The following is an 11,264-nucleotide window of genomic DNA, read 5'->3' on the forward strand; positions in this document are numbered from 1 at the left end:
CAGCGCCCGCCGGGAACAGCCGATGTACGGACCGAGAAGGGGACGGCCACGCCGATGAGCGTGTTTCAGCGACTTTCAATGATCTTCAAGTCCAAGGCCAACCGGGCCCTGGACTCCGTCGAGGACCCCCGCGAGACCCTCGACTACTCGTATCAGAGGCAGCTGGAACTCCTGCAGAAGGTCCGGCGCGGAGTGGCCGACGTCGCCACCTCGCGCAAGCGGGTCGAGCTGCAGGTCCAGCAGCTCGAACAGCAGTCCGGGAAGCTGGAGACCCAGAGCCGCGCGGCGCTCCAGCAGGGCCGCGAGGACCTCGCCCGCGAGGCGCTCACCCGCCGCTCGGGCCTGCAGTCCCAGATCGACTCCCTCAAGCAGCAGCACGAGCAGCTCCAGGGCGAGGAGCAGAAGCTCACCCTGGCCGCCCAGCGGCTCCAGGCCAAGGTCGACGCGTTCCGCACGCGCAAGGAGACCATCAAGGCCACCTACACCGCCGCCCAGGCCCAGACCCAGATCAGCGAGGCGTTCTCCGGCATCTCCGAGGAGATGGGCGACGTCGGCATGGCCGTGCAGCGCGCCGAGGACAAGACCGCCGAGATGCAGGCGCGGGCGGGCGCCGTCGACGAGCTGCTGGCCTCCGGCGCGCTCGACGACGTCACCGGCACCGCCAAGGACGACATCCAGGCCGAGCTCGACCGCATGGCCAGCACCAGCGGCGTCGAGCTGGAGCTGGAGCGCATGAAGCGCGAGATCGGCGCCGGCGGCGGCGGGTCCGCCACCCCGCAGATCGAGGGCGGCGGCGCCCAGGCGGGTGGCGCCGGCAACCAGGTGCAGCCGCACCGCCAGGGGGAGGGCTCGTGATCGTCCGCATCATGGGCGAGGGGCAGCTCGACCTCTCCGACGCCGACCTGGGTCTGCTCAACACCTTCGACCGCACCCTCGAGGACGCCATCGAGTCCGGCAGCGAGGACACCTTCCGCCAGGCCCTGCACGATTTGCTGGCCAAGGTGCGCGAGGACGGCAAGCCGCTGCCGCCCGACTCCCTGGAGACCTCGCAGTTCATCCTGCCGCCCGCCGACGCCACCATGGACGAGGTCCGCGCCATGCTCGGCGACGACGGGCTGATCCCCGACCTCGCCTGACCCCGCCCGCCCCCTCCCGGGGGCGATCGGCCCCGGATCGCGCACGCACGGCCGCCCGGCACCGCCGGGCGGCCGTGCCGTTTCCCGGGTGGGCGCGGTCCGGCCGGGGTCGGCCGACTCACACCGCGCACCACCGGGCGCGCGCCGCCCCCGCGGCTAGACTGCGAGGAGGGCCGGGGCCCGTCGGCACCCGCCCTGACATGCGTGTTCCCGGCGAAAGGCCGCCGCTGTGGCAGGTTCCAGGTTCATCCCCGACCGCGGGCTGACGACCCGGATGGTGCTGACGATGGCGCTGCTGGGCGTCCTGTACGTGGCGTTCGTCATCGCCCTGGTCCTCGTGGGCATGAGCGTCTGGCTGGTGCTGCTCATCGTGGTGGGGTTCGCCCTCCTCCAGTACTTCACCTCCGACCGGATCGCCCTGTTCTCCATGGGCGCCCGCGAGGTCACCCCCGAGGAGCACCCCGACCTGCACGCCGTCATCGACCGGCTGTGCGCCATGGCCGACATGCCCAAGCCGCGGGTGGCCGTCGCCCGCACCGACGTGCCCAACGCGTTCGCCGCCGGGCACAGCCGGCGCAACACCGTGGTGTGCGCCACCACCGGCCTGCTGCGCCGCCTGGAGCCCGCCGAGCTGGAGGCGGTGCTCGCCCACGAGCTGTCCCACGTCGCCCACCGCGACGTCATGGTCATGACCATCGCCGGGTTCCTCGGCGTCGTGGCGGGGTTCCTCACCCAGATGGGGCTCCGGTTCGCGATGTTCGCCGGCGGGGGCCGCGACAACCGCAACGGGCCGAGCCCGGCGCTGGTGGCGCTGCTCGTGGTCGCCGTCAGCGCGGTGGTGTGGGCGCTCAGCTTCCTGCTCACCCGTGTGCTGTCCCGGTACCGGGAGCTGTCGGCCGACCGCGCCGCCGCCTACCTGACCGGCCGGCCCTCCGCGCTGGGCAGCGCGCTCACCAAGATCACCGGCGACATGGGGCGCATCCCAACCGCCGACCTGCGCCGGGCCGAGCCGTTCAACGCCTTCTTCTTCACCCCCGCGTTCTCGCGGTCCGGGTTCAGCCTGGGGCAGCTCTTCGCCACCCACCCGCCCGTCGAGCGGCGCCTGGAGCAGCTCGCCGACATCTCCCGCCGACTCGGCACCGGCGGCTAGCCGGACAGGAAGGACCACCGCCGATGAGTTTCCTCCGGGCACTGCTGGGCCGCTCGAAGCCGGTCGAACCCGACCTGGACGCGCTGTTCGGGCTGCCGACCGCCGCCGTCACCCTGCGCGCCGCGTCGGGCCTGCGGCCCACCGGCAGCGGCTCGGTGGCGTTCCGGGCGGTCGAGGGGCGGGCCTTCGCCGACCTCGAACGCGACGTCACCGACCTGCTCAACGCCGACGGCGGCCCCCCGGTCGAGCCCGTCGCCGACGAGTACGGCTACACCTGGCTGGTGGTGCGCGCCGCCGAGGGTGCCGCCGACGGCACCGCCGGGCTCGTCACCGACCTGCACGCCGTCAACTCCTCCCTGGAGGGGGCGGGGTACGGGCCGTCGCTGCTGTGCTCGCTGGTGGCCTTCACCGACGGCGCCGACCGCCGCGCGGCGCTCGTCTACCTGTACAAGCGCGGCACCTTCTACCCCTTCGCCCCGCTCGGCGGGGCCCGCCGCGACAACGCCCTCGAACTCCAGATCGCGGCCGCGGTCGGCGGCGACCTGCCCATCGAGAAGGACAAGGCACGGTGGTTCCCCGTCTACGGGGCGCCGGGCCTGTGAACGTATTCCGCACATCGACTTCCGCACACCGGTAATCGGATACCGCTTCGCGGGATAATCCGGCTTCCGGTCTGGCCCCCGCGTCCGGCTCCCTGCACACTGGGGGTGTGCGTATCGTCATCGCCCCGGACAAGTTCGCCGGGACCCTCAGCGCGGTCGAGGCCGCCCACGCCGTCGCGGACGGCTGGCGCAGCGTCGACCCCACCGTCGAGACCGACCTCGTCCCCCTCTCCGACGGCGGCCCCGGCTTCGTCGAGGTGCTGCACGCCGCCCTCGGCGGCCGCACCGTGCCCGCCACCGTCACCGGCCCCCTCGGCGAGACCGTCGGCGCCGAGTTCCTCCTCGTCGGCGACACCGCCTACGTCGAGAGCGCCCAGGCGTGCGGCCTGCACCTCGTCCCGGCCGACCGCCGCGACCCCGCCCGGACCACCAGCCGCGGCGTCGGCGAGCTGATCGCCGCCGCCGCGGACGCCGGAGCGGCCACGGTCGTGGTCGGGCTCGGCGGCAGCTCCACCAACGACGGCGGCGCCGGCATGCTCGCCGCGCTGGGCGCCGCCCCCGGCGACGCCCTGGGCGGCGGGGGCGGCCCGCTGGGCGGGCTGGACGGCCCCGTCGACCTCGCCCCGGCCCGCGCGGCGACCGCGGGCCTGCGGCTGGTCGCGGCCACCGACGTCGACAACCCGCTGCTGGGCGTCCACGGCGCCAGCGCCGTCTTCGGCCCGCAGAAGGGCGCCGACCCCGACCTCGTGCAGCGCCTCGACGCCGCGCTCACCGCGTTCGCCGACGCCACCGACCCCGGCGGTGACCTGCGCGGGGTGCCCGGCGCGGGCGCGGCCGGCGGGCTGGGCTACGCCCTGCTGCTGCTGGGCGGGGCCGTGGAGTCCGGGGTGGCGCGCGTGCTGGCCGCCGTCGGCCTCGACGGCCTGGCCGCCGGCGCCGACCTCGTCATCACCGGCGAGGGGTCGTTCGACTCCCAGTCGCTGCGCGGCAAGCTGCCGCACGGGGTGGCGCGGACCGCCGCCGCGCACGGGGTCCCGTGCGTGGTCACCGCCGGCGTGGTGGCGGTGGGCCGGGCCGAGGCCGCCGCGGCCGGCATCACCGAGACCTACTCGCTGGTGGAGTCGGCCGGTTCGAGCGAGGCGGCGCTCACCCGCTCCGCCGAGGAGCTCCGCCGCCTGGCCTCCGCCGTGGCCCGCCGCTGGTCCGCCGGTTCCGCCCCCGCCTCCACGTGATGGCGGCATCCGCCGCGACGGCCTAACCTGGGAGGGGCACGGCCATCGCGCGACCCGGTCGGCGCCCGGAATGCACGGCCGGGACTCGGCGTTGACCACGTTCGAGGACAACCAGGTCGCGAGAGCGGCCACCACGGCGTTATCGGAGGAGTTGGCAGATGACGGTTCAGAGCGAGGCCACGACGCAGGGCATCCACCTGACCGATGGGGCCTCGGGCAAGGTCAAGGGTCTCCTGGAGCAGGAGGGCCGCGACGACCTCCGGCTTCGCGTCGCCGTGCAGCCCGGCGGCTGCTCGGGGCTGCGGTACCAGTTGTTCTTCGACGAGCGCGAGCTCGACGGCGACGTCGTCGCCGACTTCAACGGGGTCGAGGTCGTCACCGACCGCATGAGCGCCCCGTACCTCATGGGTGCCACCATCGACTTCGTCGACACGATCGAGAAGCAGGGCTTCACCATCGACAACCCCAACGCGACCGGCTCCTGCGCCTGTGGCGACTCCTTCAACTAGGAGGAGCGCGGCGCACCGGCCGCCGCCCGGCACCAGGGCCCGCCCGCACGGGGAGTGCGCGCGGGCCCTCGCCGTGCCCGGGGCAGGTGCGCCCGGTGCGGCCCCCGCCGGCGCCGGGCTCCCTTCCGCCGCGAGGGCCGCTCGGTAGGCTGGGGGCTCGTCCTCCCTCCCCGAGCCAAGGAGCCCGCGCCGTGCGCATCGCCGTGACCGGATCGATCGCCACCGACCATCTGATGACCTTCGAAGGCCGGTTCGCCGAGCAGCTCATCGCCGACCAGCTCGAACAGGTCTCCCTGTCCTTCCTGGTCGACGAGCTGGAGGTGCGGCGCGGCGGCGTCGCCGCCAACATCTGCTTCGGCATGGGCCGGCTCGGCCTCACGCCCCTGCTCGTGGGCGCGGTGGGCGCCGACTTCGACGACTACCGGTCGTGGCTGGAGCGGCACGGCGTCGACACCTCGGCCGTGCACGTCTCCGACCTGCGGCACACCGCCCGGTTCGTCTGCACCACCGACCGCGACCACAACCAGATCGCGTCGTTCTACGCCGGCGCCATGGCCGAGGCGCGGATGATCGAGCTGGGCCCCATCGCCGAGCGGGTGGGCGGTCTCGACCTCGTCCTCGTCGGCGCCGACGACCCCGAGGGCATGCTCCGGCACAGCGACGAGTGCCGCACCCGGGGGTACGCGTTCGCCGCCGACCCCTCGCAGCAGCTCGCCCGGATGGAGGGCCCCGAGGTGCGCCGGCTCATCGAGGGCGCCGCCTACCTCTTCACCAACGAGTACGAGAAGGCGCTGGCCGAGCAGAAGACCGGGTGGAGCGAGGAGGACGTGCTCGACCGCGTGGGCATCCGCGTCACCACCCTGGGCGCCAAGGGCGTGCGCGTCGACCGCAAGGGCGAGCCGCCGCTGCACGTGCCCGCCGCCGCCGTGGGCGCGAAGGTCGACCCCACCGGGGTGGGCGACGCGTTCCGCGCCGGGTTCCTGGCCGGGATCGCCTGGGGGCTGGGCCTGGAGCGCGCCGCCCAGGTGGGCAACGCCACCGCCGTGCACGTGCTGGAGGTCAACGGGCCGCAGGAGTACACGCTGACCCGCGAGAGCCTGCTGGAGAAGATCGCGGTGTCCTACGGCGACGGCGCCGCCGCCGAGGTCGGCGGCCACCTGGCCTGACCGCTTCGGCCGGGCCGGGCGCCGCCCGGCCCGGCCGGCCGTCCCGCCGGCGGGCGCCGGCCGCGGTCAGACCGGCCCGGCCGGGCTCGGGCGGTACGCCATCAGGTCGAACAGCGCCCGTTCGAGCTGGCAGGGCGCGGTGATGGTGGCGCTCCACGGCACCCGGATGAGCGCGGGGCGGCCGCCGTCGGCCGGGTTGACCCAGAGCGTGGCGCCGCGGGCGTCCAGCTCCCACAGCCACGCGGCGCCCTCGGGGGCGTCGGGGAGGTGGCGCAGCGCGGCGCTGAGTTCGTCGCGGTGCCGGTCGTTGACGTGGCCGAGGATGTGCTCGGCGGCCGCGGTGACCGGATCGGGGCGGGCGGCGCGGAACGCGGCGCCGTCGATCACCCCGGCCGCGTCGTATGTGTGGTACATCACCGTTTCGGGTTCGACGCGGACCAGGAGCGGTGCGTCGGCCGTGGGATGATGTTCCACTGCGGCGAGCAGCCCCTCGTCCGGATGGCGTGCCGCCACCGTGAGGGCGGCCTCGCGGCGCTCACCGCCGGGGACCGCCGACACCCAGCCCCGGCACCACAGGTGAGCGCGTACAGTAGGTGTCCGACCCACATGCCGCAGTGCGCGCAGTTCCACGTCGACCGCGAGGTCGGCGCCGTCGTGCCGCCGCTCCCGCAGTGCCCCGTGCAGCGGGTCCCCGGCCTCGACCAGCAGGACCGCGCGGCCGGCATGGTCGACCGCTCCGCGCACGCTGAAACGCGTGCCGGGATAGTCAGCCGACGTCGCCGCGGTGGGGGTCGCCGTGGCGGCAAGGGAACGGACCCGTTCGATCGCGGACGGGCAGGGTGATCGCATGACACCTCCTAGACTTAGGCAAGCCTTACCTAGGATTCCCGTTTTCGCAAGATACTCAACGACGGAGGATCACGAATGCGCTACACCGGACCTAAGGTGCGGTTGTCCCGGCGCGCCGGTACCCCGCTGACCCGTAAGGCGGTCAGCTACTTCGAGAAGCGGCCGTACCCCCCGGGTGAGCACGGCCGCCGCGTGCGCCGCTCCACGAGCGACTACGCCGTCCGGCAGGCCGAGAAGCAGAAGCTCCGCTGGTACTACGACCTGTCGGAGAAGCAGCTGGCCCGCGTGTACGAGAACGCGAAGAAGCGCCCCGGGCGTACCGGTGAGGAGATGATCGCCGAACTCGAGCTGCGCCTCGTGTCCGTCGTTCTGCGCTCCGGGCTCGCGTCGTCCATCTACGCGGCCCGCCAGTACATCAACCACGGCCACATCACCGTGGACGGCAAGAAGGTCGACATCCCGTCGTACCAGGTCAAGCCGGGCCAGATCATCGGCGTCCGCGAGAAGTCGCGGCAGATGGTGCCGTTCGTCGAGGCCGCCGAGGGCGTGCACGCGGACGACAAGATCGCCGGCTACCTCGTCGTCAGCCACAAGGACCTGCGCGTCGCGGTCGTCGACCGCCCCAAGCGCGAGCAGGTCCCGGTGCCCTTCGACGAGCAGCTCGTCGTCGAGTACTACGCGCGCTAGAGCCTCCGCTCACCGCGCCGCCGCGGGCCGTGCGACCCCCGGGTCGCGCGGCCCGCGGCCGTATGCGCGCCCGGTGCCGCTCCCCGGGTCAGTACATGCGCCGGATCCAGAACGCGCTCCCGCGCGCCAGCGGCACCTCGGCCACGAACTGCTGCATCTTCAGCCGGCACCAGGCCGGGATGTCGCTGCGCGCGGCCGGGTCGTCGGCCGTGACCGCGATCACCGCGCCGATCGGCACCTCGCGGATCCGGCCGGCCAGCATGATGATCGGGATCGGGCATTTGCGGCCGACCGCCTCGACGGTCACCAGCGGCTGGTCCGACACGCGCAGACTCCCTCCGGCCGTGGCGCGCCTCGCCCTCCGCGCGGGGTGGTCCCGCCGGATGCGCGCCCCACCCCTATTGTTCACCCTCGCGGGCGGCTAAGCGGCACCCGGTTAAGGGCTCCGTAAAACCAGCGATACGCTCCCCTTAGCCCGCCCGCGAGGGTGGTGCCGCGGACGCCGCACCGGCGCCGCGGCCGACCCCCGGGGGCGGACGGCGACAGGCGGGGACCACGGCCGGGAGACCGCCCCACCGCGCGCCGCTGCGGCGGGAAGGGAGACGCGCATGCGTGTCCGATCGCGCCCCTGTGACGGGCGCCGGGCAACACGCTGGTCCGCCCTGCCCCTGAACGGCGCGCCGACCGGTTCGCGCTAATGTTGCCCCTTGACAAGCCTAGGAAATACGACCGCCCGCGTCCGTCGCGGGCATCACCGCTGGGAAGGCAATCCGTGAGTCCGACCCGCCATAGGAATCGGCGCCCCGCGCTGCGCCGATGGGCACCACGTGGCGCCGCGCTCGCCGCGCTGGGTATGGCCGCGACCGGCTGCGCGTCGAACGAGTACACTCGTCTGGGTCTGCCGGAGCCGATCACCGAACAGGCCGAGCGTGTCCTCATGCTCTGGCAGGGTTCGTGGGTGGCGGCGTTCGCGGTCGGCGTCCTCGTGTGGGGACTGATCATCTGGTCGGTCATCTTCCACCGCAAGCGCTCCGAGCAGCTTCCGCCGCAGGTGCGGTACAACCTCCCCATCGAGGCCCTGTACACCGTCCTGCCGATCGTCATCATCGCGGTGCTGTTCTACTTCACCGCGCGCGACCAGACCTACCTGATGGAGACCGACGAGCCCGCCGACGTCAACGTCGAGGTCGTCGGCTTCCAGTGGAGCTGGCAGTTCAACTACCTGGAGGAGTCGCGCGCCGAGGCCGTCGAGGCCGGCCGCGAGATCCCCACCCGGGTGTTCTCCGTCGAGGGCACGCCCGACGACGTCCCGACCCTCGTGCTGCGCGAGGGCGATGTGGTCCACTTCGACCTCAGCTCGCCCGACGTCATCCACTCGTTCTGGATTCCGGCGTTCGCGTTCAAGATGGACGTCATCCCCGGCCACCCGAACGAGTTCCAGGTCCAGATCAAGGACGACGTCGTCCCCGAGGGCGAGGACTCCGCCACGTTCGCCGGCCGCTGCGCCGAGCTGTGCGGCGTCGACCACGCCCGGATGCTGTTCAACCTCGAAGTGATGACCGACGAGGCCTACGACGCCTGGTACGCCGAGCAGGAGGCCGCCGCCGACGCCGAGGCCGAGCAGATCCAGGCCCGCGCCGACGAGGAGAACCTCCAGGAGGACCCGCAGTCGACGGGCGACCAGGTCCGCGAGGGCGACGAGGGCCCCCAGACCGAGACGGCCGAGGACGACGAGTCGACGGCGGAAGAGGAGGCGGGGCGCTGATGGCGACCACCGTGGCCACCGAGTCGCGCACCGGGGCCCCCGCCCCGACGCGCAAGGGCTCGATCATCGTCAACTGGCTGACGTCGACCGACCACAAGGTCATCGGGTACATGTACCTGATCACCTCGTTCGCGTTCTTCATCTTCGGCGGCATCCTGGCGCTGATCATCCGCGCCGAGCTGTTCGTGCCGGGCATGCAGGTCGTGACCCACGAGGAGTTCAACCAGCTCTTCACCATGCACGGCACGATCATGCTGCTGATGTTCGCGACCCCCCTGTTCGTCGGGTTCTCCAACATCATCATGCCGCTGCACATCGGGGCGCCCGACGTGGCGTTCCCGCGCATCAACCTGTTCGGGTACTACCTGTACCTCTTCGGCAGCCTGATCGCCGTGGCCGGGTTCCTCACCCCGGGCGGCGCCGCCAGCTTCGGCTGGTTCGCCTACACCCCGCTGTCCGACGCGGTCCGCTCGCCGGGCCTCGGCGGCGACCTGTGGATCCTGGGCCTGGCCGTCAGCGGTCTGGGCACCATCCTCGGCGCGGTCAACTTCATCACGACCGGCCTGTGCATGCGCGCCCCCGGCATGACCATGTTCCGCATGTCGATCTTCTCCTGGAACACCATGCTGACCAGCGTGCTGGTCCTCATCGCGTTCCCGGTCCTGACCGCCGCGCTGATCGCGCTGGGCGCCGACCGCATGATCGGCACACACGTGTTCGACCCCGCCCACGGCGGGGCGATCCTGTGGCAGCACCTGTTCTGGTTCTTCGGCCACCCCGAGGTGTACATCATCGCGCTGCCGTTCTTCGGCATCGCGACCGAGATCCTGCCGGTGTTCTCCCGCAAGCCGATCTTCGGCTACAAGAGCCTCGTGGGCGCGACCATCGCCATCGCCGGCCTGTCGGTCACCGTGTGGGCGCACCACATGTTCCCCACCGGCGCGGTGCTGCTGCCGTTCTTCTCCTTCATGACGTTCCTCATCGCGGTCCCCACCGGGGTGAAGTTCTTCAACTGGATCGGCACCATGTGGCGCGGCCAGCTGGTGTTCGCCACCCCGATGCTGTTCACCATCGGCTTCCTGATCACCTTCCTCTTCGGCGGGCTGACCGGTGTCATCCTCGCCTCGCCGCCGCTGGACTTCCACGTCACCGACTCCTACTTCGTGGTGGCGCACTTCCACTACGTGGTGTTCGGCACCGTGGTCTTCGCGATGTTCGCCGGCTTCTACTACTGGTGGCCGAAGTTCACCGGGAAGATGCTCTACGAGGGCCTGGGCAAGATCCACTTCTGGCTGCTGTTCTTCGGCTTCCACGGCACGTTCCTGGTCCAGCACTGGCTCGGCGCCGAGGGCTTCCCCCGCCGCTACGCCGACTACCTGCCGACCGACGGCTTCACGGCGCTCAACCAGGTGTCGTCCGTCGCGTCGTTCGTGCTCGGCGCGTCCACCCTGGTGTTCTTCTGGAACGTGTGGAAGACGCACCAGAACGCGCCCAAGGTCGAGGTCGACGACCCGTGGGGCTACGGCTGCTCCCTGGAGTGGGCCACCTCCTGCCCGCCGCCGCGGCACAACTTCACGTCGCTGCCGCGCATCCGGTCGGAGCGTCCGGCGTTCGACCTGCACCACCCGCACGCCGCCGCCCCGGGGACGGCGGCCCCACCGATCAGCACCAAGTAGTAGGGCGAGTTCTCCATGAAGATGCAGGCATATCTGTTTATGGGCGTCTCGACCTTCTTCGGGCTGGTGGCCGCGCTCTACGCGTACTGGGCGTGGCTGGCCGAGGGGCAGATCGAGTGGACCGGCACGGTCGCGCTCGTCGTCTCGGTGGGCTTCGGGTGGATGGTCGGGTTCTGGCTCTGGCAGGCGTCCCGGCGCAGTGAGCGGTACCACGGGCTCGCCCCCGAGGAGCGGCTGGACGGCGAGATCGCCGAGAACGCCGGCGAGTACGGGTTCTTCAGCCCGCACAGCTGGTGGCCGCTGTTCGTCGCCATGGCCGTGGCCTTCATGGCGGTCGGCGTCGCGATCGGCTGGTGGATGGTGTTCATCGGCGGGTTCGCCGTGATCCTCACCGCCATCGGCTGGGTCTTCGAGTACTACCGCAAGGAGTTCCAGCACTAGCACGGGCGCCCCGCCGCACACCGCGGCGGGGCGTCCCCGCTTCCCGGCCCC

Annotated in this window: 13 protein-coding genes; 11 read left to right on the plus strand and 2 right to left on the minus strand. The window is 72.2% G+C overall.

Annotated features, from left to right (window positions below):
- Nucleotides 1–54 precede the first annotated feature (54 nt).
- From NT8_RS14305 to NT8_RS14335, 7 genes are all read left to right on the plus strand, one after another.
- The gene (locus NT8_RS14305) at nucleotides 55–855 is read left to right on the plus strand and encodes a PspA/IM30 family protein (protein ID WP_084468936.1); all 801 of its coding nucleotides are present in this window, start codon (nucleotides 55–57) and stop codon (nucleotides 853–855) included.
- Nucleotides 852–1,136 (plus strand): PspA-associated protein PspAA, encoded by a 285-nt coding sequence (gene pspAA, locus NT8_RS14310; protein WP_067969110.1) that lies wholly within the window; start codon nucleotides 852–854, stop codon nucleotides 1,134–1,136. Before NT8_RS14305 ends, pspAA begins: the two co-directional genes overlap by 4 nt.
- Before the next feature lie 229 nt (nucleotides 1,137–1,365).
- Nucleotides 1,366–2,286 carry a zinc metalloprotease HtpX gene (htpX, locus tag NT8_RS14315; RefSeq protein WP_067969114.1) on the plus strand — a complete coding sequence of 307 codons (921 nt, stop codon included), beginning with the start codon at nucleotides 1,366–1,368 and terminating at the stop codon, nucleotides 2,284–2,286.
- Between the two features lie 23 nt (nucleotides 2,287–2,309).
- The gene (pspAB, locus tag NT8_RS14320; protein WP_067969117.1) at nucleotides 2,310–2,888 is read left to right on the plus strand and encodes a PspA-associated protein PspAB; all 579 of its coding nucleotides are present in this window, start codon (nucleotides 2,310–2,312) and stop codon (nucleotides 2,886–2,888) included.
- A gap of 107 nt (nucleotides 2,889–2,995) precedes the next feature.
- Nucleotides 2,996–4,120 (plus strand): glycerate kinase family protein, encoded by a 1,125-nt coding sequence (locus NT8_RS14325; RefSeq protein WP_067969120.1) that lies wholly within the window; start codon nucleotides 2,996–2,998, stop codon nucleotides 4,118–4,120.
- A 158-nt stretch (nucleotides 4,121–4,278) separates the two neighbouring features.
- Nucleotides 4,279–4,629, plus strand: a complete 351-nt coding sequence (gene erpA, locus NT8_RS14330) for an iron-sulfur cluster insertion protein ErpA (protein WP_067969123.1) — start codon at nucleotides 4,279–4,281, stop codon at nucleotides 4,627–4,629.
- Nucleotides 4,630–4,820: 191 nt separating this feature from the next.
- A complete protein-coding gene (locus tag NT8_RS14335; protein ID WP_067969126.1) occupies nucleotides 4,821–5,795 on the plus strand; it encodes a carbohydrate kinase family protein in 975 nt (324 codons plus the stop codon).
- Between the two features lie 66 nt (nucleotides 5,796–5,861).
- Here the strand turns inward: NT8_RS14335 and NT8_RS28660 are convergent, their stop codons facing one another.
- Nucleotides 5,862–6,539, minus strand: a complete 678-nt coding sequence (locus NT8_RS28660; RefSeq protein WP_157515795.1) for a DUF2470 domain-containing protein — start codon at nucleotides 6,537–6,539, stop codon at nucleotides 5,862–5,864.
- 180 nt (nucleotides 6,540–6,719) lie between these two features.
- Here NT8_RS28660 and rpsD point away from each other — a divergent pair, with 180 nt between their 5' ends.
- Nucleotides 6,720–7,331 (plus strand): 30S ribosomal protein S4, encoded by a 612-nt coding sequence (rpsD, locus tag NT8_RS14350; protein WP_067969136.1) that lies wholly within the window; start codon nucleotides 6,720–6,722, stop codon nucleotides 7,329–7,331.
- An 88-nt stretch (nucleotides 7,332–7,419) separates the two neighbouring features.
- Here rpsD and NT8_RS14355 read toward each other — a convergent pair whose 3' ends face one another.
- Nucleotides 7,420–7,656 (minus strand): sulfurtransferase TusA family protein, encoded by a 237-nt coding sequence (locus tag NT8_RS14355; RefSeq protein ID WP_067969139.1) that lies wholly within the window; start codon nucleotides 7,654–7,656, stop codon nucleotides 7,420–7,422.
- A gap of 447 nt (nucleotides 7,657–8,103) precedes the next feature.
- Between NT8_RS14355 and ctaC the strand changes: the two genes are divergently transcribed.
- From ctaC to NT8_RS14370, 3 genes are read left to right on the plus strand one after another with little or no spacing between them, the layout of a single operon-like run.
- On the plus strand, nucleotides 8,104–9,096 hold the full coding sequence (gene ctaC / locus NT8_RS14360) for an aa3-type cytochrome oxidase subunit II (protein ID WP_449406615.1): 993 nt from the start codon (nucleotides 8,104–8,106) through the stop codon (nucleotides 9,094–9,096).
- Entirely contained in the window at nucleotides 9,096–10,772 is a 1,677-nt protein-coding gene (gene ctaD, locus NT8_RS14365) for an aa3-type cytochrome oxidase subunit I (RefSeq protein ID WP_067969142.1), read from the plus strand. The genes ctaC and ctaD overlap by 1 nt, the downstream gene beginning before the upstream one ends.
- 15 nt (nucleotides 10,773–10,787) lie before the next feature.
- Entirely contained in the window at nucleotides 10,788–11,213 is a 426-nt protein-coding gene (locus NT8_RS14370; RefSeq protein WP_067969145.1) for a cytochrome c oxidase subunit 4, read from the plus strand.
- Nucleotides 11,214–11,264: the final 51 nt, after the last annotated feature.

This window comes from Nocardiopsis trehalosi NBRC 14201, from assembly GCF_001552555.1.
GTDB classification, from domain to species: Bacteria; Actinomycetota; Actinomycetes; order Streptosporangiales; family Streptosporangiaceae; genus Nocardiopsis_B; species Nocardiopsis_B trehalosi.